Origin of the sequence: Collimonas sp. NPDC087041 (assembly GCF_044745265.1) — a bacterium.
Taxonomy (GTDB): domain Bacteria; phylum Pseudomonadota; class Gammaproteobacteria; order Burkholderiales; family Burkholderiaceae_D; genus Collimonas.
Genome location: NZ_JBIUZX010000005.1, coordinates 191,478 through 213,962 on the forward strand (window position 1 = coordinate 191,478; position 22,485 = coordinate 213,962).

Sequence of the window (22,485 nt, forward strand, 5' to 3'; positions counted from 1 at the left end):
AATCCTATGTATATATGTGATTCAGTGATGGGAATACGTTGAGCGACAACTCTTCTTGCGTCGTCTCAACGCGATGTTCTTTGCTTGCTTAAACCTTGAGAATGCGCTCGCCGCGACCGATGCCTGAACCGCCGGTACGGACGGTTTCCAGGATCGCTGCGCGATCGATCGAATCGATGAACGCGTCCAGCTTACCCTTGTTGCCTGTCAATTCCAGGGTATAGGACTTGTCTGTCACGTCGATGATGCGGCCACGGAAAATATCGGCGGTACGCTTCATTTCCTCGCGTTCCTTGCCGACCGCACGCACCTTGATCAACATCAGCTCGCGTTCGATGTGCGCGCCTTCGGTCAGATCGACCACCTTGACGACCTCGATCAGACGATTCAGATGCTTGGTGATCTGTTCGATCACGTCATCCGAACCACTTGTCACGATGGTCATGCGTGACAAGGTGGCGTCTTCGGTCGGTGCGACCGTCAATGTCTCAATGTTGTAACCACGGGCGGAAAACAGGCCGACCACGCGCGACAAGGCGCCTGGTTCATTTTCCAGCAATACAGAAACGATATGGCGCATGATTACAGATCCTCCGAACCGAGCAACATTTCAGTCAAGCCCTTGCCCGCCTTGACCATCGGCCAGACGTTTTCGGTTTGATCCGTAATGAAATTCATGAATACCAGACGATCCTTCATGCCAAATGCCTCTTTCAGTGCGCCGTCGACGTCGCCCGGCTTCTCGATCTTCATGCCGACATGGCCGAACGACTCAGCCAGCTTGGTGAAGTCCGGCAGCGAATCCATGTACGACTCGGAATAGCGCGAACCGTAATCGATCTGCTGCCATTGGCGGACCATGCCGAGGAAACGGTTGTTCAACAGGATGATCTTCGGTGTCAGGTGATACTGCTTGCAGGTAGCCAGTTCCTGGATGCACATCTGGATCGACGCTTCGCCGGTGATGCAAGCCACGGTCGAACCAGGGTTCGCCATCTGCACGCCCATCGCGTACGGTAAGCCGACACCCATGGTGCCCAGGCCACCGGAATTGATCCAGCGCCGCGGCTTGTCGAAACCGTAGTACTGCGCGGCCCACATTTGATGCTGGCCGACATCCGAGGTGATGAACGCGTCGCCGTCGGTAATCTGCCATACCTTCTGGATCACGGACTGCGGCTTGATCACTTCGCTCGAATCGGCAAACTTCAGGCAATCGCGGGAGCGCCATTCATTGATCTGCTTCCACCAGTTGGACAAGGCCGGCGCATTCTGCTTGGTTTCAGCTGCATCGAGTTGTGCCAGCAGTTCCTGCAGCACATCCTTGACGTTGCCGACAATCGGAATGTCTACCTTGACGCGCTTGGAAATCGACGATGGATCGATATCGATGTGGATGATCTTGCGGGTGGCCGACGTAAAGTGTTTTGGATTGCCGATCACGCGGTCATCGAAACGAGCGCCGATCGCAATCAGCACATCGCTGTTCTGCATCGCCATGTTGGCTTCGTAAGTGCCGTGCATGCCGGGCATGCCAACGTACTTGTCGCTCGACGACCGGTAGCCGCCAAGACCCATCAAGGTGTTGGTGCACGGATAGCCGAGGCGATCGACCAGCTTGTTCAGCTCAGGCGCAGCATTGGCCAGGATCACGCCGCCGCCGGCGTAAATCATCGGCCGCTCGGCAGTCAGCAGCAATTGCACTGCCTTGCGGATCTGGCCTGCGTGACCTTTGTCGACCGGCTTGTACGAGCGCATTTCGATTTCCTTCGGATACTCGAAAACGTGCCGGTGCATGGTGATGTCTTTTGGAATATCAACCAGCACAGGGCCGGGACGGCCGGTGCTGGCGATATAGAACGCCTTCTTCATGGTCGATGCCAAATCCTTGACATCCTTGACCAGGAAGTTGTGCTTGACGCACGGGCGTGTAATACCGACTGTGTCGCACTCCTGGAAAGCATCCTCGCCAATCGCGTAAGACGGCACCTGACCCGAAATCACCACCATCGGGATCGAGTCCATATAGGCCGTGGCCAGGCCGGTCACCGCATTGGTGACGCCAGGACCGGACGTGACGATAGCCACGCCAACCTTCTGCGAACTGCGGGAATAGGCATCGGCTGCGTGAATCGCAGCTTGCTCATGACGAACCAGGATGTGCTGGAATTTTTCTTGCTGGAAAATGGCGTCGTAGATGTACAACACAGCGCCACCGGGATAACCGAACACGTGTTCGACTCCCTCTTCCGCCAGGCAGCGCACGAGAATTTCCGCGCCGGTGACAGGCAAGTTTGTGTCTTTGCTCATTTACTAGATCCTTTCAAGGTCCATTGGAAATTGATCGGATGCTCTTTCCTGACGAAATGGCGGAGCGTACCAGTGCGACGGCGTCCCTTCTTTGTGCGATCACGTCATTCCGTTGCGTAGCCGTAGATACGATTCAAAATGGCGCTAAACGCTACTCGTTCGGCCGAAATTCCTGTTTACGCCGTAGCTTATTTCTCGCGCTTGTGGCACGGGTTAGAGCAAACAGCTTACAAATGTGAAGCATGCCTGTCCGTTGAGCAACATCTTGGGCTGTCAGCGAACAGACTGGGGTCCATTTCAGGGTTCTGAAGTGGATTGATACCATAATCCGTAGTTTCATTTCGGTCAAGCCAATTTACATGAAATCGACGTTAAATCATGCGTTTTGCTGCAGATTTGCACACAAACATCCCACAAACAACGTCTTTTTTGCTAGCATTCGGCCAGCCCGGAAATTAAAGTAAATTATCGTTACTTTAGGTTACGAACCACTTAACTGGCTTTCCCGGCAGGCCAACGGCAGCAGGCATCAGCCAGCCAATATCGGGGTCCGACCAACGCTTAACCGCTTCTGCGGGTAAGCTGTAGAATTTTGAACAAGCAGTAGGTAGCTCATGACCCAATCCGCCCCGAAGCATGGCCACAGATAAAGAACTTTCAGATTTCCTTGAAAACGTCGAGCGCCGCGCTTTCAAGCAGGCCGCTTACGCTGTCCGCAAGGACGAATCTGCCCTGGATATAGTCCAGGACGCCATGATCAAACTGGCAGAAAAATACGGCGACAAACCCGCGGCAGAACTGCCGATGCTGTTCCAGCGCATCCTGCAGAACACTATCCATGATTATTTCCGTCGAGAAAAAGTCCGAAATACCTGGGTCAGCCTGTTCTCCAGCATGGGACGCAACAATGCCAGCGATGAAGACTACGATGTGCTGGAAACCTTCGAATCAGAAGAGGATTCGCAAGCCACGGAGTCCAGCGCAAACAAGCTGGAACGTGAGCAAATTCTTAATATGATCGATCAGGAGATACAGAAGCTGCCGGCGCGTCAACGAGAAGCCTTCCTTATGCGTTATTGGGAGGACATGGATGTTGCCGAGACCGCGGCCGCAATGGGATGCTCGGAAGGCAGCGTGAAGACGCACTGCTCTCGTGCAACGCACACTCTGGCTCAGTCGCTGAAGGCCAAAGGAATCAGTTTATGAACAGCAAAGAAATCAACTACGCTTTCAAAGTGCGCCACGCACTCAATGAAAACCTCGACAATTTGCCCGCCCCGACCGTCGATCGCCTGGCTGCAGCGCGAAAGGCTGCCTTGGCACGCAAGAAAAAAGACGCGCCGACCCGGGTTCTCGCACGCCAAGGCGTGCTGGCAGGGCATGCCGGCAATTTTTTCAGCGATCCGCTGTCGTGGCTGGTGCGCTTTGGCGTTGCCGCGCCGATCGTAGCCGGCATGGTGTTGCTGTCCGGACTGTATCAATTTGAACAACAACATCGGATTGCTGCTGCCGCCGACATCGACGCCGCGGTACTCTCGGACGAGTTGCCGCCTTCGGCCTATCTGGATCGCGGCTTTAGCGCTTACCTCGCTCAGCAGCAAGACCAATGACGGCAACCTCCCCATCCAACCAGGGTGACCGGCGAGTACTCAGCAGCCGCACCAAACGCCTGATCGGCGCAGCCTTCGCCCTGCTCGTTACCGGTGCTGCGCTGGCAGTGCTCGGCCCGGTGATTCCGACTCACGCAGCAGGAAGGCCGGTCGCCGCCGAAATCGCATCGCCAGTCGTCGCCAATACGCCACCCAAGATGACCAAGGTGGTCGGCAACGCTACGCCGTCCTGGAAGGAATTGACGGCAGTCCAGCAACACATACTGGCGCCGCTGGCATCCGATTGGGACAAACTGAAGCCGACGACCCGCAAGAAGTGGCTGGAAATCAGCGGCCGCTACGCCAGCATGACGCCTGCCGAGCAGGAAAGATTGCAAGCCAGGATGCGCGGCTGGGTAACGCTGACGCCGGAGCAGCGCCGCATTGCGCGCGAGAACTATGCACGCGCCAACAAACTCGATACCGAACAGCGCGCACTACGCTGGCAGCAGTACCAGCAATTATCGGAAGAGCAAAAGAAAGAGCTGGCCGAACAGGCAACGCCACGCCACAAGCGCGTAACGACAATGCCGCCGGCGACGCTCAATAAAAACAAACCGGCGATGCCGGCCCAACTGGCGCCACCAGCATTGGCACCGGCACCAGCAGCTGCGCCTGCGGAACAAGCCACCGCCGCCACCGTGCCGCCATCGGCGCCGGCGCCAAGCCTTGCTCCGGCAGTTAAATAATTACCTTGGATCGCTCCGCGCCATCCACCGCCAACAAGGCAGCGACGATGCCGCAGACACCGTCGCTAAAACGCCGCTTCGGCAGCATCCTGTATGAGTCGATGCTGCTGTTCGGCATCTTGTTCATTTCAGGCTGGATCTTCTCCACATTGCTGCAACAACGCAACGCGCTCTACCTGCGCCACGCCCAGCAAGCATGGCTGTTCATCGTACTGACGCTGTATTTCGTCTGGTGCTGGAGCCACGGTGGGCAGACGCTGGCCATGAAAACCTGGCGTATCCAACTGGTCAACCAGGACGGCAGCCCGGTGAGGGCCGCGCGCGCCGCCATTCGTTTCCTGTTGAGCTGGTGCTGGTTCCTGCCCGGCCTGGCGCTGGCTTGGGCGCTCGATGCGCACACCTGGATGCTGATATTGATACCGACGGCGAACTTCATTCTCTGGGCCTCGGCCATTTACCTCGATCCGCAGAGGCAGTTCCTGCATGACCGCATCGCCGGCACCAAACTGGTCGATATGGCCGAAATCGCCAAGCCGGCAGGCAAGCGAAAGTGGTATCACTAAATTCAAAGACATCTCCAAAACACGCTTCTTGCGTGTTTTTTTATGGAGTATCTTTAGGTCTGCTGCTGTAATGCCTGCAATTCCTGCTCGGAAAACCCGGCGGCCCTCCTCGCTTCGAGGTTGAACGGGCCGCGCAATACTGGCGCCCGATGCTGCGCCGCCAACGCGGCGAATGTCTCCAGCGGCTCCAGTTGGCGCGCCCGGCATAACCAGCCGTACCAGCGATTGCCAATTGCCACGTGGCCAATCTCGTCGCGCAAGATGATGTCGATGATGGCCGCAGCCTCGTGGTCACCGGCTTGCGCCAGCTTGGCGCTGGTGCGCGGCGATGCATCCAGGCCGCGTGCCTCCATCATGCGCGGCACCAGCGCCATCCTGGCCAGGATGTCATGGCTGGTTTTCTCGGTCAGCTCCCATAAGCTGTCGTGCGCGGAAAAATCGCCGTATGCAAACCCCAGCGTCTGCAAATGACTGGCCAGCAAACTGAAGTGATAAGCTTCTTCCTTAGCCACCTGCAGCCAGTCGGCGTAGTAGTCCTCGGGCATTCCCGGAAAGCGCGAGATGGCATCCAGCGCCAGGTTGATTGCGTTGAACTCGATGTGCGCCAGCGCATGAATCATGGCGGCGCGCCCCTCGACAGAAGCCATCGAACGATGCTTGACCTCGCGCGGCGGCACCAGTTGCGGCCTGGCCGGGCGTCCCGGTATGGTCAAACCGGCAACCAGCAAGCGCTCGCTCTCCAAAGTCAGGCTGCGGTCACGCCAGGCAAGCGCGAGTGCCTCGACGCCGACCACCTTGGCCTGCACATCGGCCTCGCACAGCCAGCGCAAGGCGCCGGTACGCAGTTCCGTGGCATGCGGCGGCACTGGATTTGAGGAAACAAGGAAAGAATCGACGGAATTGTTCATGGCGACAGCGGTAAAATGATGGCAAGGTTGAAAAATCCAACAATGGACGCAAATACTGACATTCAATAACCGCGCCCACCTGCCTCGAAACCAGCATTCTACGGAAACTTATGGCCATCTACCAATTGGGTGAACACGCACCCGACATCGATCCATCTGCCTACATCGCCCCAACCGCCAATCTGATCGGCAAGGTGAAGGTCGAAGCCAATGCCAGCGTCTGGTTCGGCGTCACGATTCGCGGCGACAACGAATTGATTACCATCGGGCAAGGCAGCAATGTGCAGGAAAGCAGCACGCTGCACACCGATATGGGATTTCCTTTGACGCTGGGTAAAAATGTGACTGTTGGCCATCAGGCAATGTTGCATGGCTGCACAATCGGCGATGGCGCCCTGATCGGCATCCAGGCTGTCGTGCTGAATGGCGCAAAAATCGGCAAGAACTGCCTGGTTGGCGCCGGCGCGCTGGTTACCGAGGGCAAGGAATTCCCGGACAACTCGCTCATCATCGGCTCGCCGGCAAAGGTAGTTCGGACTCTCAGCGAGCAAGACATTGCGGGACTCGCCGGCAACGCCCAGCACTATATCGAGCGCGGAGCGGAATACAAGACCGGCTTAAAAATCATCAGCGAATAAATAAAGAAGTGGAAAAGAATATGGACGTAACGAAAATGACGGATATCGACAGCCAACATGGCGACTCCCTGCAGAAATTCATGGTGGAAAATGCTGCGGTGCGCGGCGAACTGGTAGAGCTGTCGACAACCTGGCAGCAGGTGCTGACCCATCATCACTATCCGCAGCCGGTGACGACGCTGCTGGGAGAGATGATGGCAGCCGCGGCCTTGATGTCCGCCAACCTCAAATTCAATGGCGTCATCGTCATGCAGATTCACGGCGACGGCCCGGTCCGCCTGCTGGTCGCCGAGTGCGATTCGCAGTTGCACATGCGCGCCACCGCCAAACTGGCGCCGGATGCCGTGATCGACGACGACGCCGACATGTCGCAGCTGGTCAACCTGAACGGCCAGGGACGTTTCGTTATTACGCTCGACCCGCAAGACAAGATGCCTGGCCAGAAACCTTATCAGGGCATCGTCCCGCTAGACGGCGACAGCATTGCCACTGTCATCGAGAACTACATGCTGCGCTCGGAACAGCTGGACACCAAACTGTGGCTGGCGGCTGACGATAAAGTGGCGCGCGGCCTGCTGCTGCAGAAATTGCCGAACCACGGCGGCATCGATGCACCGATCAACGACGACCTGGAAACATGGAACCGCTTCATGGCGCTGGGCGGCACCCTGCAACCGAAAGAGATGCTGACGACGGATATCCAGACCCTGATGCGGCGTCTGTTCTGGGAAGAAAATATCCGCGTGTTCGAGCCGCAACTACCTAGCTTCCAATGCAACTGCTCGCGTGAAAAAGTGGGCAACATGCTGAAAATGCTGGGCAAACCTGAAATCGAAGAAGCCCTGGCGGATTCGGGCAAGCTGGCAGTGGATTGCGACTTTTGCGGCCAGCACTATGAATTCGACAAAGTAGACTGCGCCCACCTGTTCGCCACGGAAGCACCGGTCGAGGCGCTACTGCCGACCGGCAGCAGCAAGCACTAAAACAAAACGGGGGCTGCACGATGATCGTGCAGCCCCCGTTTTACAGACAGCTCATGCAAGCAGCCTGTCAACTATCAGGTCAATCGGTCTGGTTCAAGGACGCGGTTTTTTTGCCCGCTCATCGGGCACAGCAACCGCCACCGTCTTTTCCACCGCAGTCAATTCCGCATTGGGCGGCGCCGGAGCATCCGCCGGATTGCCGTTCGGATCGAGGATCTGCACAAAAATCTCGTCTTGCTTGATCATCCCGAGTTCACTGCGAGCCCGTTCTTCAACGGCCCCCGTGCCTTCTTTCAAATCATGCACTTCCGAATCCAGCTTGGCATTACGGGCTTTTAATTCGTCGATCTTGTCATGCGCGGCATGCACCTGCTGATCCATATCCCAGACGCGCAGCCAGCCGCCCTTGCCTAGCCACAGTGGGTACTGGACCAGTATCAGCAGAGCGGTCAGGAAAATGGCAATCAGGCGCATCGGTATAAACAGTCTTCGTTAGTTCAAACTTCTCGCCTAGTCAGTTGGGGACAGAGTCGCACAGATCGTGTAATTCGGCGCACGGCGGCGCCTCATAAACTCTGTCCCGCAATCACTATTAATTACTTAAGATTGTAAAACGCATCACGACCAGGATAGCTGGCGATATCGCCCAGGTCTTCTTCGATACGCAGCAACTGGTTGTACTTGGCCATGCGGTCCGAACGCGACATCGAGCCGGTCTTGATCTGCAAGGCGTTCATGCCAACTGCGATATCTGCAATGGTCGAATCTTCAGTCTCGCCCGAACGGTGCGAGATCACTGCGGTGTAGCCGGCGCGCTTGGCCATTTCAATCGCAGCGAAAGTTTCAGTCAGGGTGCCGATCTGATTGATCTTGATCAGGATCGAATTGGCGATGTCCTTGTCGATGCCTTCTTTCAGGATCTTGGTGTTGGTGACGAACAGGTCGTCGCCTACCAGCTGGATCTTCTTGCCGAGGGTTTCGGTCAACAGCTTCCAGCCGTCCCAATCGTTTTCCGCCATGCCGTCTTCGATGCTGATGATCGGGTACTTGTCGCACCACGATGCCAGCAGGCCGGTGAATTGCGCACCGGTCAGAGTCATGTTTTCGCCAGCCAGAACATAGCTGCCGTCTTTGTAGAATTCGCTTGCAGCGCAATCCAGGCCGAGCGCGATTTGCGTGCCTGGCTCGTAGCCGGCAGCTTCGATTGCCTGGATGATCAGCTTCAGCGCTTCTTCGTGGCTGGACAGGTTAGGTGCAAAACCGCCTTCGTCGCCAACTGAAGTCGACAAACCCTTGTCGTGCAGGATTTTCTTCAGCGCGTGGAATACTTCAGCGCCGTAACGCACCGCTTCACGGAAGCTCGGTGCGCCGACCGGGATGATCATGAATTCCTGGATGTCCAGGTTGTTGTCGGCATGCTCGCCGCCGTTGATGACGTTCATCATCGGTACTGGCATTTGCATCGCGCCGCTACCGCCGAAATAACGATACAGCGGCAAACCGGCTTCTTCAGCTGCGGCCTTGGCCACTGCCATCGATACCGCCAGCATGGCGTTGGCGCCGAGGCGGCCCTTGTTTTCAGTGCCGTCGAGATCGATCAGGGTGCGATCCAGGAACGCTTGTTCGCTGGCATCGAGTCCCATGATGGCTTCGGAAATTTCAGTATTGATATGCTCGCAGGCTTTCAGGACGCCCTTGCCGCCGTAACGGCTCTTGTCGCCGTCGCGCAGTTCGATCGCTTCGCGCGAACCGGTGGAGGCGCCGGACGGTACCGCTGCGCGGCCCATGACGCCGGATTCCAGCAGGACGTCGCACTCTACAGTCGGATTACCGCGCGAATCAATAATTTCGCGGCCAATGATGTCAACGATTGCACTCATGTATTTCCCTATCAAATAAAAATATTCGCGATATTAAAACCATTTGCGGGGACAAGGTTCAAGCTTCACCACTTACTTGTATAGCGGCTGCTATATAGTCCCTCATCGTCCCCGCAAGCAATCAACCGAAATTGCTTTCGATAAAGCCATTCTTTTTGACGACCCGATCCAGGTCTATCATGGTCGACAACAATTCTTTCATACGTCCCAGCGGCACCGCATTCGGGCCGTCCGATTTGGCTTCGGCAGGATTCGGGTGGGTTTCCATGAACACGCCGGAAACACCTACTGCAATCGCCGCACGCGCCAGCACCGGCACGAATTCGCGCTGGCCGCCCGAAGTGCTGCCCTGGCCGCCCGGCAACTGTACCGAGTGGGTGGCGTCAAACACGACCGGGCAACCGGTTTCGCGCATGATCGCCAGCGAGCGCATGTCGGATACCAGGTTGTTGTAACCGAACGAAGCACCACGCTCGCAAGCCATGAAGTTATCTTCCGGCAGGCCGGCTTCGCGTGCTGCGGCACGGGCCTTGGCGATGACATTGATCATGTCGTGCGGCGCCAGGAACTGGCCTTTCTTGATATTCACGGGCTTGCCGGACTGCGCGCAAGCGTTGATGAAATCGGTCTGGCGGCACAGGAAAGCCGGCGTCTGCAAGACGTCGACCACTGCTGCCACCGGCTTGATTTCATCGATCTCATGGATATCAGTCAGCACCGGCACGCCGATTTGCGCTTTGACTTCGGCCAGGATCTCCAGCCCTTTTTCCATGCCGAGGCCACGGAACGACGAGCCGGACGAGCGGTTGGCCTTGTCGAACGACGATTTGTAAATGAAATTGATGCCCAGCGCGCTGGTGATCTCTTTCAATTGTCCGGCGGTATCGAGAGCCATCTGGCGCGACTCGATCACGCAAGGGCCGGCGATCAGGAAAAACGGCTGATCCAGACCGACGTCAAAGCCACAAAGTTTCATATCAATTCCTTATGCTGCGGTGTTGGCTTGCTTGTGCGCCAACGCAGCCTTGATGAACGAAATAAACAACGGATGACCATCGCGCGGAGTCGACTTGAATTCCGGGTGATACTGGACGCCGACATACCAAGGATGGGCGTTGTCGCCAGTGCGTGGCAATTCCATGATTTCACACAGATCTTCGGTCGGCGTACGGGCCGAGACCACCAGGCCGGCCGCTTCGATGCGGTCCAGGTAATGGTTGTTGGCTTCGTAGCGATGACGATGACGCTCGGTCACGGTCGGACCGTAGATTTCCGAGGCCAGGGTATCCGGCTTGACGTCGCAGGTCTGCGCGCCCAGGCGCATGGTGCCGCCGAGGTCGGAATTGACGTCCCGCAGTTCTACCTTGCCGTCATGATTCTGCCATTCGGTGATCAGCGCCACCACCGGTTGATCGGTTTGCGCATCGAACTCGGTCGAATTAGCGTGCGACAGGCCAGCCTTGTTACGGGCATATTCGAGCAGCGCGACTTGCATGCCGAGGCAGATGCCGAGGTATGGAATCTTGTTTTCGCGCGCGAAACGCGCCGCCGCGATCTTGCCTTCGACGCCGCGCTTGCCGAAGCCGCCCGGCACCAGAATTGCATCGTACTTGGCCAGTGCGCCAGTACCGTTGACTTCGATTTCTTCCGAATCCAGGTATTCGATGTTGACCCGGCTGCCGGTATGGATGCCGGCGTGACGCAAGGCTTCCGTCAGCGACTTGTACGATTCGGTCAGGTCGACATATTTGCCAACCATGCCGATGGTGACTTCGTAGGTTGGATTTTCCAGCGCATGCACCAGCTTGGTCCAGACCGACAGATCGGCCGGCTTCGGCGACAAGCCAAGCTTTTCGCAAACGATCGCGTCCAGGCCCTGGTCATGCAGCATTTGTGGAATCTTGTAGATGGTGTCGGCATCCCATACCGAGATCACGGCATCGCCCTGGACATTCGAGAACAGGGAAATCTTGGCGCGTTCGTCGTCAGGAATTGGACGGTCGGCACGGCACAGCAACGCATCCGGCGAAATACCGATTTCGCGCAGTTTTTGCACGCTATGCTGGGTCGGCTTGGTTTTCAGTTCGCCAGCGGAAACCAGGTAAGGCACCAATGTCAGATGGACAAAGGCAGCCGCGTTGCGGCCTGCGCGCAGGCTCAGCTGACGTGCGGCTTCCAGGAAAGGCAGGGATTCGATATCGCCGACAGTGCCGCCGATTTCCACCAGCGCCACGTCGAAACCTTCGGCGCCGCGGTAGATGTAATCCTGGATTTCATTGGTGATGTGAGGAATAACCTGCACCGTCTTGCCGAGATACTCGCCGCGGCGCTCCTTGCGGATAACCGATTCGTAGATCTGGCCAGTGGTGAAGTTATTGACCTTCTTCATCTTCGCCGTAATGAAGCGCTCATAGTGACCGAGATCGAGATCGGTCTCTGCGCCGTCATCGGTCACAAACACTTCGCCGTGCTGGAACGGGCTCATGGTGCCTGGATCGACGTTGATGTACGGATCGAGTTTAAGAAGGGTGACTTTAAGGCCGCGCGATTCCAAGATCGCTGCGAGAGAGGCTGCTGCAATCCCTTTGCCAAGGGATGAGACAACGCCGCCGGTAACAAATACAAACTTAGTCATTACAGAAGGTGCCGAACGGCACATGCGGGAAATTCGAATTATACATCAAACAGCCGCTGCGGCTGCCTCCGATGATCCGAAAAATAGTATCGATTGTTGGTTTGTCGCCGCAACCGGCAATCCGTCCGCCTGCGAAAAATTGCGCTTCATGTAATAATTCCCGGCTGCCACCCCGGCCCATCAACGCTTTCTCTATCGCCCTCCTGAACGTGCCTATCTCGCCATCGCTCCGATCATCTGTTGTACCAAAGCCTCAGTCCCTGACAACCCGGGACCTGGCTTCATGAGCCGCCTGTTCGGCGACCTCGAAGGCGATGACGGCCTGCCCGGAGCAGTCCGGCGGGTAGCGATTATTGTCATGATCCTTGGCACCAGCATGACCGTGCTGGACGGCTCCATCGTCAATGTTGCGCTGCCGATGATCGCGCGCAGCCTGAATGTCGATCCGGCCGCTGCGGTCTGGATCGCCAATGCCTATATTCTTGCCGGCGCCATGACCATGGTCGCTTTCGCCTCGATCGGCGAGGTGTTCGGGTTTCGCCGACTATATATGAGCGGCATCCTGGTATTCACCCTGGCGTCGCTGGGCTGCGCATTGTCGCCATCGCTGCCGGTTCTCAACGCCATGCGATTTTTACAAGGCCTTGGCGGCGCTGCCGCCATGAGCATCGGGCCGGCGCTGTATCGCTATATTTTCCCGACCCGCCTGTTGGGCACGGCGCTCGGCATCAACGCGCTGGTAGTGGCGTCATCCACGGCCGCCGGGCCGGCGATCGGCGGCCTGATGCTGTCGGTGCTCAGTTGGCCATGGCTGTTCGCCGTTAACGTGCCGATCGGCATCGTGACCTTGCTGCTGGCGCGGCGCGTGTTGCCGCGCAATCCTGGCCGCGGCGGTAAATTCGATGCTACCGGCGCCCTGCTGTCAGCAATTGCCCTGGGCACCTTCGTGATGGCGGTGGATGGCTTGTCACGCCACGATAGCTGGGTCCAGGAATTAATGTTAGGCGGCATCGCACTGATTTCGACCGCCTTATTTATTATTCGACAACGAAAATATTCGGCACCGCTGCTGCCGCTTGATATTTTTGCATCACAACGCTTTTCGATGGCGGTCGCGACCTCGCTCTGCTCATTCGTCGGCCAGGGGATCGCCTTTATTGCGTTGCCATTCCTGTTCCAGGGCGCTTACGGTTTCAGCCCTCTGCTGTCCGCCGCCCTGTTCACGCCGTGGCCGGTGGCGATTGCCCTGACCGCGCCGATTGCCGGCCGCCTGGCCGACCGCTACCCGGCGGCATTGCTGTCGACCTGCGGCCTGCTGGTGCTGACGCTTGGCCTGGTATTGCTGGCCTGCCTCGGCGACCACGCTTCGGTGCCGGATATCCTGTGGCGTGCCTTCATTTGCGGCCTCGGCTTCGGCTTCTTCCAAAGCCCGAACAATCGTGAAATGCTGAGCAACGCACCACGCTCCCGCAGCGGCACCGCCTCCGGCGTGCTAGCGATTGCCCGCACCTTCGGTCAATCCTTGGGCGCGGCGCTGGTTGCAGTGGTGCTTGCCGCCACCAGCGTTGCCCAGGCCAGCGCCAACACTGCCCAACTCGACGCCAGCGCAGTACATATGTCGCTTTGGCTTGCCGCCAGTGCAACCTTGCTGGCGACCATCATTAGCGCGCTGCGCATTCGCCATGGCCGTGTGCCCGACGCATCCGCATAAGGCAGTTTCGCAACACAGCCGGCGAAACTGACAGAATTGTCATATTAGCGACAGCATCCGGTCCCCCAGTACAACTTAAAGTATCTGCAAGTACTGTCCGATGCTGCGCGTAGCGCGAATGGCCATTCGCGCCGCTTGCCGTCCGGACATTTCCATTCGATGCTCCGAACGTCAGCCCAATCAGACTCATGAATTTTTCCTCTCCCCCAAGACATCTATCCAAGACAGCGGTCGTTGCTGCGATCGCATTTGCGCTGGCCGGATGTGCAGTCGGTCCCGATTATGTGCGTCCCTCGATGGACGTTCCTGCCAGCTATAAAGAGAGCGGTCCGTGGAAACAGGCGGAACCGAAGCAGATCGACAGCAACCATGACTGGTGGCAAGTGTATGGCGACAGCACGCTCAACACACTGGTGCAACAAGCCAACCAAGCCAACCAGAATATTGCCCAGGCGGAAGCCCAATATCGCCAGGCACGCGCAGCAGCCGATGCCGCGCGCTCCGGCTTCTGGCCGACGGCCGGCATCGATGCCGGAGTTGGCCGCTCGCTGACCAACAGCAATGGCATCCGGCTTGGCAACAACTACACGGCCGGTGTCCAAGGCAGCTGGGAACCGGATGTCTGGGGTAGCGTGCGACGTGCCGTGGAAGCCGGCGATGCCGGCACCCAGGCCAGCATCGCTAGCCTGGCCGCCGCCCGCCTCAGTATCCAGGCGACGCTGGCGCAAGACTATCTGCAATTGCGAATCACTGATTTGCTGATCGATCTGTATGCACGCACCACCACTGCCTATGCCCGTTCGCTGAAACTGACGCAGAGCCAGTACGCAGTCGGCGTCGCCCTGCGTTCCGATGTGGCGCTGGCGGAAAGTCAGTTGAAAACCGCAGAAGCGCAAGCCATCGACCTGCAGGCGCAACGCAGCCAACTGGAACATGCCATCGCCATCCTGATCGGCAAGGCGCCTTCACAATTCACGCTGACCGCATTGCCTGCCGATTCGGAAATGCTGGCAAAAATGCAGGCCAACCTGCCGCCTATCCCTGCCGGCCTGCCTTCCGACCTGCTGGAACGCCGGCCCGATATCTCCACCGCCGAACGTAATGTCGCCGTTGCCAACGCCAACATCGGCGTCGCCAAGGCTGCCTATTTCCCGGCACTGACGCTAAGCGCAAGCGGCGGCTTCAACGCCGGTAGCCTGGCGCAATGGTTCGATACCCCAAGCCGGGTCTGGTCGCTCGGCGCGGCGCTGGCCGAGACGATATTCGATGGTGGCCTGCGGCGCGCCCACACCGCGCAAGCGATTGCCGTCTACGACGGCGCGGTTGCGCAATACAAGCAAACCGTACTTGGCGGCTTCCAGGAAGTGGAAGACAACCTGGCTACGCTGAACGTGCTCGACCGCGAAACGGTGGCCCAGACTCAAGCCGTGAAGGCTTCGCAACTGGCGGAACAACTGGCGTTGAGCCAATACCGCGCCGGTACCGCAACCTACCTGACAGTGGTCACCGCGCAAACGCTTTCATTGAGTAATGAACGCACCTTGGTGCAATTGCTGGGTCGCCAGCTGATTGCCAGCGTGGCGCTGATCAAGGCTGTCGGCGGCGGCTGGGATGCCTCCCAGTTGAACACTGCCGACGTTGCCCAAGCAAAAAACAACAGTACTGCCAATTAATTCTGCGAGCCGATAACATGACCACCACACTCTCCAAACCACGTTCGACGCTGCTGATCAGCGCCGCGATACTGGTCCTGATCGGCGCTGCCGGCTGGGCCCTGACCAACCACAAGGCCGGTGCTGCGGCACCGCCGAGCACCGTTGGCAATGCCATCTCGGTGAGCACGGCAACCGTCAAGCAGGAAGACGTTCCGATGTATCTGTCCGGCGTCGGCACCGTCACCTCGAATGCCAGCGTCACGGTCAAGGCGCGTATCGACGGCCAGCTCGACAAGGTCGGCTTTGTCGAAGGACAGGATGTCAAAGCCGGACAACTGCTGGCGCAACTCGATCCGCGTACCTTGCAGGCGCAGCTGGAGCAAGCCATCGCGCAAAAGGCGAAAGACGCCGCGCAATTGGCCAACGCCAAGCTCGATCTGCAACGCTACACCACGCTGGTGCAGCAAGATGCAGCGACCCAACAAACGCTGGATGCACAACGGGCGCAAGTCACCCAATTGCAAGCTGCGGTGCAATCCGATGACGCCCAGATCAACTACGCCAAGGTGCAGCTCAGCTTCACCAGCATCTTGGCGCCGATCAGCGGCCGTGTCGGCGCACGCCTGGTCGATCCGGGCAATATCGTCCACGCGGCTGACACCAACGGCTTGGTGGTCATCAATCAGATCGATCCGATCGCCGTGGTGTTCACACTGCCGGAAGAAAGCTTCCAGAGCATCAACACCGCTTTGCACAGCAGCCAGAAGCCGCTCAGCGTGCACGCCTATGCGCGCAACAGCAGCACCATGCTGTCCCAGGGTAATCTGACTCTGCTCAACAACCAGATCGACACGACCTCCGGCACGGTGCAACTGAAAGGGATGTTCCAGAACTCATCGCATGTGCTGTGGCCGGGCCAATACGTCAATGTCAGGCTGGTGCTGGGTGATCGCAAGCAGGCGCTGACAGTGCCGGCGGCAGTGGTACAGCGCAGCCAGGACGGCACCTATGCCTACGTGGTCAACGCCGACAGTACCGTGCAGATCCAGCCGATCCAGGTCGCCAATATCCAGGACGGCATTGCCGTCATCGACAAGGGCTTGAATGCGGGACAACGAGTCGTGGTTGACGGCCAATACAAACTGAAACCAGGCATCAAAGTTGTAGAAGATGCGGCGGCGATCGGTACCGGCAACGCTTCCAGCGCAGCCGCTAAAGGAACAACCGCGGGGGCCAGCAAGTGAGCATTTCCGCCGCATTCATCAAACGCCCTATCGGCACCACGCTGCTCGCCATCGCGATTTTCCTGGTGGGCGCCGCAGTGTGGCCCTTGCTGCCGGTTGCACCGCTGCCGCAAGTGGATTTCCCTACCATCCAGGTCTCGGCCAACCTACCGGGCGGTAGCCCGGAAACCATGGCATCGAGCGTTGCGCAACCGTTGGAACGGCAGTTTTCACTGATTGCAGGTTTGTCGCAGATGACCTCAAGCAGCTCGCTCGGCTCTTCGCAAATTACGCTGCAGTTTGACCTCAACCGCAACATCGACGCCGCCGCGCTCGACGTGCAGGCGGCGATCACCGCCGCCAGCGGCCAGTTGCCGGCTAACCTGCCGAGCCCGCCGACCTTCCGCAAGGTCAATCCGGCCGACTCCCCTATCATGGTGATGTCGGTACAGTCGGACGCCTTGCCGCTGATCCAGGTGAATGACTTCGCCGACAATATTCTGGCGCAGCAGATTTCGCAGATTCCTGGCGTTGGCCTGGTCAATATCGGCGGCGTGCAAAAGCCGTCGGTACGGATCCAGGTCGATCCGACCAAACTGACTGCGGTCGGCATGAGCCTTGAAGATATCCGCGGCGTCATCGCGAATACCACGGTCAATCAGCCGAAGGGAACCATCGACGGCCAGAAGCAAAGCTTCACCGTCTACACCAATGACCAGTTGCTAAGCGCAGAACCATGGAACGATATGGTGCTGGCGTACAAGAATGGCGCCCCGATCCGCGTGCGCGACATCGGCGTTGCAGTCGATGCGCCGGAAAACGTCAAGGTCGCCGGTTGGGCGTTTGCCGGCGCCGCAGCGCCAGCCGACAACACGATCATCAACGGCCGTTCAATCGTGCTGGCCATCACCAAGCAGCCTGGCGCCAACGTGATCGAAACCGTGGACCGCATCAAGGCCGCATTGCCGCGCCTGCAGGCAGCGATTCCACCTACCGTGCACATCAACACCCTGATCGACCGTACCCAGACGATTCGTGCTTCGGTGTCCGACGTCGAATTCACGCTGGTGCTGACCATCGCTTTGGTGGTCATGGTGATTTTCCTGTTCCTGCGTAACGTCGCTGCAACATTGATTCCGAGCGTCACCGTGCCGCTGGCGCTGCTCGGCACTGCCGGTGTCATGTACCTGCTGGGATTCAGTCTCGACAACCTGTCGCTGATGGCGCTCACCATCGCGGTCGGCTTCGTGGTCGACGATGCGATCGTGATGCTGGAAAATATCTATCGCTATGTCGAAGAAGGCATGACGCCGATGGAGGCGGCCTACAAGGGCGCTGGAGAAATCGGCTTTACGATCATCTCGATTTCGGTCTCGCTGGTGGCGGTATTTATTCCGTTGCTGCTGATGGGCGGCATCGTCGGTCGCCTGTTCCGCGAATTTGCCATTACTGTCACGCTGACGATTGCTGTCTCGGTCGTGATTTCACTGACGCTGACGCCGATGCTCTGCTCGCGCTTCCTGAAACCGCACTCGGCTGAATCCCATGGCCGCATGTATCAAATGTTCGAACGCGGCTTCGATGCGATGTTGAATGCCTACAAGCGTGGCTTGCATGTCGTACTGCGCCATCAATTCATCACCTTGATGGTGTTCTTCGCGACCATGGCGGCAACAGTCATTCTGTTCATGATTATTCCGAAGGGCTTTTTCCCGCAACAAGATACCGGTTTCGTTTTCGGCTTTGCCGAATCGGCACAGGACTCCTCGTTCGGTTCGATGAACAAACGCATGCTGCAACTGGCCGATATCGTCCGCAAGGATCCGGACGTCACCGGCTTCGGCATGAGCGGCGGCCAGAACACCTTCAATACCGGCAATTTCTATATCAGCCTGAAGCCGAAGGATGAGGGACGCACCGCCAGCGCCGACGAGGTCATCACCCGCCTGCGGCCGCAATTGGCCAAGGTGCAAGGGGTCAACCTGTTTCTGCAGGCTGGCCAGGACATCAACGTCGGCGGCCGTCTGTCGCGGACCCAGTATCAGTACACCCTGACCGACTCCAACCTGGATGAGCTGAACGTCTGGGCGCCGAAGCTGGTCAATCGTTTCCGCCAGTTGCCGCAATTGACCGACGTTGCCTCCGACCAGCAGAACGCCGCAGCATCCGCCAACCTGACCATCGACCGCGCCCGCGCCTCCAGCTTCGGCATTACGCCGGCATTGATCGACGCGACGATTTACGATGCCATCGGCCAGCGTCAGGTCACCCAGTATTTTACGCAAATCAATAGCTACCACGTGATCCTGGAAGTCACACCGAAGCTGCAGGAAGATCCAGACCTGTTCCATAAACTGTACGTGACGTCCCCCGTCACCGGGCAGCAAGTGCCGCTGTCGACGTTCGTCAGCATCGACACCAGCAAGACTTCGTACCTGTCGATCAGCCATCAGGGCCAATTTCCAGCAGTGACGATTTCGTTCAACCTGGCGCCGAATGTCGCACTTGGCCAGGCGGTCGAAGCCATCCAGAAAGCACAGCAGGAGATGGGCATTCCGCCAACCCTGACCGGCGCCTTCCAAGGTACCGCCAAGGCGTTTGGCGATTCGTTGTCGTCGCAGCCGTATTTGATTGCAGCCGCACTGGTTGCCGTCTACATCGTGCTCGGCCTGCTGTATGAAAGTTATATCCATCCGCTGACAATCTTGTCGACCTTGCCGTCGGCCGGCGTCGGTGCGCTGCTGATCCTGATGGCGGGTGGTTATGACCTGTCCGTGATTGCCCTGATCGGCATCATCCTGCTGATCGGCATCGTCAAGAAAAACGGCATCATGATGATCGACTTTGCGCTAACGGCGGAGCGAGAGCATGGCATGAAGCCGGAAGAAGCGATTTATCAGGCCTGCTTGTTGCGCTTCCGTCCGATCATGATGACCACCATGTGCGCACTGTTGAGCGGCCTGCCGCTGATGTTGGGCCATGGCGCCGGTTCCGAGCTACGCCGTCCGCTGGGTTATGCAATGGTCGGCGGCCTGATCCTGTCGCAGGCGCTGACCTTGTTCACCACGCCGGTTGTGTATCTCTATCTGGATCGCGCACACTATTGGTACATGCGCCGTAAGGAAGCACGTCAGGCACGCAAGGCGGCTCGCAAAGCCGGCCCAGGCATTGCGACGACAAAGTCAGCTGCAAACGCACCGGTCATGATAGATTCGGAATAATAAATTAGTCACTGCGCAGTCCTGCATGCTTGCGTATCGCCGGCATGCAGGACCGCACATCAGCTCAGGAGACAGGCAACACATGAAAATCCTGATCGTCGAAGATGAATTGAAGACGGCAGACTACCTTTGCAAAGGCTTGACCGAGCAAGGTTGCGTGGTCGATGTCGCGCATGACGGCATCGATGGCCAGCACCTGGCGTTGCAACACGATTACGATGTCATCGTGCTCGACGTCATGCTGCCCGGCATGGACGGCTTTTCCGTCTTGCACGGACTGCGCGCCATCAAACAAACCCCGGTCATCATGCTGACCGCACGCGACCGCGTCGAAGACCGGATCAAGGGCTTGCAAGGCGGCGCCGACGATTACCTGGTCAAGCCGTTTTCTTTCCTCGAATTGCTGGCGCGCCTGCAGGCGCTGACGCGACGCGGCCGGGCGATGGAGCCGGCACAGTTGCGCATCGCCGATTTGCAGATCGACCTGATCAGCCGCAAGGCCTATCGCGCCAATGTCCGCATCGACCTGACCGCCAAGGAATTTTCACTTCTGGCGGTACTGGCTCGCCGGCAAGGTGAAATCCTGTCGAAAACGGCGATCGCCGAACTGGTCTGGGATATGAATTTCGACAGCAACACCAACGTCGTTGAAGTTGCCATCAAGCGCTTGCGCGCCAAGATCGACACGCCGTTCAGCCCCAAGCTGCTGCATACGATCCGCGGCATGGGCTACGTGCTGGAACCGCGCAGTTTGGAGACGCACGAATGAAACGCTCGATCACGGTACGCCTGGTCGCCATGTTTGCGCTGGCGGCACTGCTGATCTTTTCCCTGATCGGCAGTGCGCTGTACGGCGTGCTGCGACGCGAGCTGGCGCGCCATCAGCAGGACGAACTGAATACCCGCTTCCAGGACACTCAATACATGATCGGCCACAACGGCGACCCCAGCCGCTGGCCGCGTGTACAGGCCAAGCTGGATACCCTGAGTCCAGCCGACGGCAGCATCCGCTACTGGGTATTGGGCGACGATCCGCGTTTCACGTACGGCAAAGGATTGGCTGAAATCGATCAGCTGGACCGCAATCCAAACGGCATGAGCTCCATGCAGTTGCGTGGTCGCGAATACCCGCTGCATGCGATGACCGGCACCATCCCGCCATTTATGGATCGACCTGCGGTGCGCCTGATCGTGGCCGTCGATGCCGCGCCCTACATGCATACCATGCATGCTTTCCTGTTGGCGCTGGTCGGCCTGTCGCTGGTCGGCGTGCTGCTGGTGATGCTGCTAGGTTACTGGATCGCCCAGGTCGGCTTGCGGCCGCTCAAGCAACTGTCCAGCGAAGCACAGGCGCTCGGTCCGCGCAACTTGTCGCAGCGCCTGAAGATTTCGCCGTTGCCGGACGAACTGTCGGACCTGACGATTGCCTTCAACGGCGCGCTGGAACGCATGGAAGGCGCATACAACCAGTTGGAAGCCTTCAATGCCGATGTCGCTCATGAATTGCGCACGCCGCTGGCCAACCTGATCGGCGAAACCCAGGTAGCGTTGTCGCGCCAACGCACCGCGCCGCAATTCGAAGAGGTGCTGCAATCGAACCTGGAAGAGTTGGAGCGCCTGCGTTCGATCATCAACGACATGCTGTTCCTGGCCCGTGCCGATCAAGGTGAAGCCGCCACCAGCCTGGTGCACGCGTCGATTGCGCAAGAGATCAACAAGACAGTGGAATTCTTTGAATTTTTGCTGGACGATTCGAAAATGACGGTCAATGTCGACGGCGACACCAGCGCGGAAGCATCGATCGAAACCTCGCTGTTCCGGCGCGCGATGAGCAACCTGTTGCACAATGCCATCCAGCACTCCAAGCCCGGCGCCGGCATCGTCGTGAATATCACGCAACAGCCGACGGCAATCCGGGTTGCGGTATCGAATCCCGGCCAGCCGATTGCCGAAAACCATTTGCCACGCCTGTTCGATCGTTTTTATCGGGTCGACGCCGCCCGCAACGACCGTGACCCAAGCCAGTTGCACGGCCACGGACTTGGCCTGGCGATCGTCAAGGCGATCGCCAAGATGCATGGCGGCAGCGTGTTTGCGGATAGCGTCGCCGGAATGACGACGATCGGCTTCAGCATCCCTGCCGGCGACGAAATGGCGCACCAGAAAAACTGACTGGCAATAGAGAAAATGGGAAATATGTTGTCGACAACCATTGCCAGACACTAACGGCAGGTCAAATGACTTGGGAATAATGAGAATTGGGTGTTCGATGAACATCGACACCAAGGAAAGAGGCGAGCCTTGTCTGCGGCACTTGCAGGAAATGGCTGTGGCTGCTTCGTTCCCGACCTGACCAGGTTGACCACGCCACAATGCGCAGGGGCCCGCCAGGGTGAATTGTACCGCATCGCGTCATAACT

At 58.2% G+C, this 22,485-nt stretch carries 19 protein-coding genes and 1 other RNA gene; 12 read left to right on the forward strand and 8 right to left on the reverse strand.

Annotated features, from left to right (window positions below; genetic code table 11):
- Positions 1-88 precede the first annotated feature (88 nt).
- Entirely contained in the window at positions 89-580 is a 492-nt protein-coding gene (gene ilvN / locus ACIPF8_RS11410) for an acetolactate synthase small subunit (RefSeq protein ID WP_061534038.1), read from the reverse strand.
- A 2-nt stretch (positions 581-582) separates the two neighbouring features.
- Positions 583-2,310: an acetolactate synthase 3 catalytic subunit gene (locus ACIPF8_RS11415; protein ID WP_400420973.1), complete on the reverse strand. Its 1,728-nt coding sequence runs from the start codon at positions 2,308-2,310 to the stop codon at positions 583-585.
- A gap of 636 nt (positions 2,311-2,946) precedes the next feature.
- Here ACIPF8_RS11415 and ACIPF8_RS11420 point away from each other — a divergent pair.
- Genes ACIPF8_RS11420 through ACIPF8_RS11435 form a run of 4 tightly spaced genes read left to right on the forward strand, consistent with a single transcriptional unit; the run spans position 2,947 to position 5,211 of the window.
- Positions 2,947-3,516 carry an RNA polymerase sigma factor gene (locus tag ACIPF8_RS11420; RefSeq protein ID WP_061534040.1) on the forward strand — a complete coding sequence of 190 codons (570 nt, stop codon included), beginning with the start codon at positions 2,947-2,949 and terminating at the stop codon, positions 3,514-3,516.
- The gene (locus ACIPF8_RS11425) at positions 3,513-3,920 is read left to right on the forward strand and encodes a DUF3619 family protein (protein ID WP_400420975.1); all 408 of its coding nucleotides are present in this window, start codon (positions 3,513-3,515) and stop codon (positions 3,918-3,920) included. The genes ACIPF8_RS11420 and ACIPF8_RS11425 overlap by 4 nt, the downstream gene beginning before the upstream one ends.
- Complete coding sequence (locus tag ACIPF8_RS11430; RefSeq protein ID WP_400420977.1) at positions 3,917-4,648, forward strand: DUF3106 domain-containing protein; 732 nt, start codon at positions 3,917-3,919, stop codon at positions 4,646-4,648. Before ACIPF8_RS11425 ends, ACIPF8_RS11430 begins: the two co-directional genes overlap by 4 nt.
- Positions 4,649-4,695: 47 nt before the next feature.
- Positions 4,696-5,211: an RDD family protein gene (locus ACIPF8_RS11435; RefSeq protein WP_400421308.1), complete on the forward strand. Its 516-nt coding sequence runs from the start codon at positions 4,696-4,698 to the stop codon at positions 5,209-5,211.
- 53 nt (positions 5,212-5,264) lie between these two features.
- Here the strand turns inward: ACIPF8_RS11435 and ACIPF8_RS11440 are convergent, their stop codons facing one another.
- Positions 5,265-6,119 carry a ferritin-like domain-containing protein gene (locus tag ACIPF8_RS11440; RefSeq protein ID WP_400420979.1) on the reverse strand — a complete coding sequence of 285 codons (855 nt, stop codon included), beginning with the start codon at positions 6,117-6,119 and terminating at the stop codon, positions 5,265-5,267.
- Positions 6,120-6,229: 110 nt separating this feature from the next.
- Here ACIPF8_RS11440 and ACIPF8_RS11445 point away from each other — a divergent pair, with 110 nt between their 5' ends.
- A complete protein-coding gene (locus tag ACIPF8_RS11445) occupies positions 6,230-6,757 on the forward strand; it encodes a gamma carbonic anhydrase family protein (protein ID WP_400420981.1) in 528 nt (175 codons plus the stop codon).
- Positions 6,758-6,777: 20 nt separating this feature from the next.
- Positions 6,778-7,740 (forward strand): Hsp33 family molecular chaperone HslO, encoded by a 963-nt coding sequence (hslO, locus tag ACIPF8_RS11450; RefSeq protein WP_400420983.1) that lies wholly within the window; start codon positions 6,778-6,780, stop codon positions 7,738-7,740.
- 93 nt (positions 7,741-7,833) lie between these two features.
- Here hslO and ftsB read toward each other — a convergent pair whose 3' ends face one another.
- The 4 genes from ftsB to ACIPF8_RS11470 all read right to left on the reverse strand — a co-directional run bounded on the left by ftsB (position 7,834) and on the right by ACIPF8_RS11470 (position 12,255).
- Positions 7,834-8,214, reverse strand: coding sequence for a cell division protein FtsB (gene ftsB / locus ACIPF8_RS11455; protein ID WP_061534047.1), 381 nt, complete (start codon positions 8,212-8,214; stop codon positions 7,834-7,836).
- A 122-nt stretch (positions 8,215-8,336) separates the two neighbouring features.
- Positions 8,337-9,620 carry a phosphopyruvate hydratase gene (eno, locus tag ACIPF8_RS11460; protein ID WP_400420985.1) on the reverse strand — a complete coding sequence of 428 codons (1,284 nt, stop codon included), beginning with the start codon at positions 9,618-9,620 and terminating at the stop codon, positions 8,337-8,339.
- Positions 9,621-9,741: 121 nt separating this feature from the next.
- A complete protein-coding gene (kdsA, locus tag ACIPF8_RS11465) occupies positions 9,742-10,596 on the reverse strand; it encodes a 3-deoxy-8-phosphooctulonate synthase (RefSeq protein WP_400420987.1) in 855 nt (284 codons plus the stop codon).
- Between the two features lie 9 nt (positions 10,597-10,605).
- Positions 10,606-12,255 carry a CTP synthase gene (locus tag ACIPF8_RS11470; RefSeq protein WP_400420988.1) on the reverse strand — a complete coding sequence of 550 codons (1,650 nt, stop codon included), beginning with the start codon at positions 12,253-12,255 and terminating at the stop codon, positions 10,606-10,608.
- A 283-nt stretch (positions 12,256-12,538) separates the two neighbouring features.
- Between ACIPF8_RS11470 and ACIPF8_RS11475 the strand changes: the two genes are divergently transcribed.
- The 6 genes from ACIPF8_RS11475 to ACIPF8_RS11500 all read left to right on the forward strand — a co-directional run bounded on the left by ACIPF8_RS11475 (position 12,539) and on the right by ACIPF8_RS11500 (position 22,237).
- On the forward strand, positions 12,539-13,966 hold the full coding sequence (locus ACIPF8_RS11475; RefSeq protein WP_400420990.1) for an MFS transporter: 1,428 nt from the start codon (positions 12,539-12,541) through the stop codon (positions 13,964-13,966).
- Positions 13,967-14,154: 188 nt separating this feature from the next.
- Positions 14,155-15,639, forward strand: coding sequence for an efflux transporter outer membrane subunit (locus ACIPF8_RS11480; protein ID WP_400420991.1), 1,485 nt, complete (start codon positions 14,155-14,157; stop codon positions 15,637-15,639).
- A gap of 17 nt (positions 15,640-15,656) precedes the next feature.
- A complete protein-coding gene (locus ACIPF8_RS11485) occupies positions 15,657-16,865 on the forward strand; it encodes an efflux RND transporter periplasmic adaptor subunit (protein WP_400420993.1) in 1,209 nt (402 codons plus the stop codon).
- Positions 16,862-20,065 (forward strand): efflux RND transporter permease subunit, encoded by a 3,204-nt coding sequence (locus tag ACIPF8_RS11490; protein ID WP_400420994.1) that lies wholly within the window; start codon positions 16,862-16,864, stop codon positions 20,063-20,065. Before ACIPF8_RS11485 ends, ACIPF8_RS11490 begins: the two co-directional genes overlap by 4 nt.
- 82 nt (positions 20,066-20,147) lie before the next feature.
- Positions 20,148-20,834, forward strand: coding sequence for a heavy metal response regulator transcription factor (locus tag ACIPF8_RS11495; protein ID WP_061534053.1), 687 nt, complete (start codon positions 20,148-20,150; stop codon positions 20,832-20,834).
- Entirely contained in the window at positions 20,831-22,237 is a 1,407-nt protein-coding gene (locus tag ACIPF8_RS11500; RefSeq protein WP_400420996.1) for a heavy metal sensor histidine kinase, read from the forward strand. Before ACIPF8_RS11495 ends, ACIPF8_RS11500 begins: the two co-directional genes overlap by 4 nt.
- Before the next feature lie 118 nt (positions 22,238-22,355).
- Here the strand turns inward: ACIPF8_RS11500 and ffs are convergent.
- Positions 22,356-22,454, reverse strand: an RNA gene (gene ffs, locus ACIPF8_RS11505) — signal recognition particle sRNA small type.
- Positions 22,455-22,485 lie beyond the last annotated feature (31 nt).

Coding starts and splice junctions, on each gene's coding strand:
- kdsA (WP_400420987.1), bottom strand. CDS start 10,596: ATGAAACTTTGTGGCTTTGACGTCGGTCTGGATCAGCCGTTTTTCCTG.
- ACIPF8_RS11420 (WP_061534040.1), top strand. CDS start 2,947: ATGGCCACAGATAAAGAACTTTCAGATTTCCTTGAAAACGTCGAGCGC.
- ACIPF8_RS11480 (WP_400420991.1), top strand. CDS start 14,155: ATGAATTTTTCCTCTCCCCCAAGACATCTATCCAAGACAGCGGTCGTT.
- ACIPF8_RS11430 (WP_400420977.1), top strand. CDS start 3,917: ATGACGGCAACCTCCCCATCCAACCAGGGTGACCGGCGAGTACTCAGC.
- ACIPF8_RS11485 (WP_400420993.1), top strand. CDS start 15,657: ATGACCACCACACTCTCCAAACCACGTTCGACGCTGCTGATCAGCGCC.
- ACIPF8_RS11495 (WP_061534053.1), top strand. CDS start 20,148: ATGAAAATCCTGATCGTCGAAGATGAATTGAAGACGGCAGACTACCTT.
- ACIPF8_RS11500 (WP_400420996.1), top strand. CDS start 20,831: ATGAAACGCTCGATCACGGTACGCCTGGTCGCCATGTTTGCGCTGGCG.
- ACIPF8_RS11440 (WP_400420979.1), bottom strand. CDS start 6,119: ATGAACAATTCCGTCGATTCTTTCCTTGTTTCCTCAAATCCAGTGCCG.
- ACIPF8_RS11425 (WP_400420975.1), top strand. CDS start 3,513: ATGAACAGCAAAGAAATCAACTACGCTTTCAAAGTGCGCCACGCACTC.
- eno (WP_400420985.1), bottom strand. CDS start 9,620: ATGAGTGCAATCGTTGACATCATTGGCCGCGAAATTATTGATTCGCGC.
- ACIPF8_RS11415 (WP_400420973.1), bottom strand. CDS start 2,310: ATGAGCAAAGACACAAACTTGCCTGTCACCGGCGCGGAAATTCTCGTG.
- ACIPF8_RS11475 (WP_400420990.1), top strand. CDS start 12,539: ATGAGCCGCCTGTTCGGCGACCTCGAAGGCGATGACGGCCTGCCCGGA.
- ACIPF8_RS11445 (WP_400420981.1), top strand. CDS start 6,230: ATGGCCATCTACCAATTGGGTGAACACGCACCCGACATCGATCCATCT.
- ACIPF8_RS11435 (WP_400421308.1), top strand. CDS start 4,696: ATGCCGCAGACACCGTCGCTAAAACGCCGCTTCGGCAGCATCCTGTAT.
- ftsB (WP_061534047.1), bottom strand. CDS start 8,214: ATGCGCCTGATTGCCATTTTCCTGACCGCTCTGCTGATACTGGTCCAG.
- ilvN (WP_061534038.1), bottom strand. CDS start 580: ATGCGCCATATCGTTTCTGTATTGCTGGAAAATGAACCAGGCGCCTTG.
- ACIPF8_RS11470 (WP_400420988.1), bottom strand. CDS start 12,255: ATGACTAAGTTTGTATTTGTTACCGGCGGCGTTGTCTCATCCCTTGGC.
- hslO (WP_400420983.1), top strand. CDS start 6,778: ATGGACGTAACGAAAATGACGGATATCGACAGCCAACATGGCGACTCC.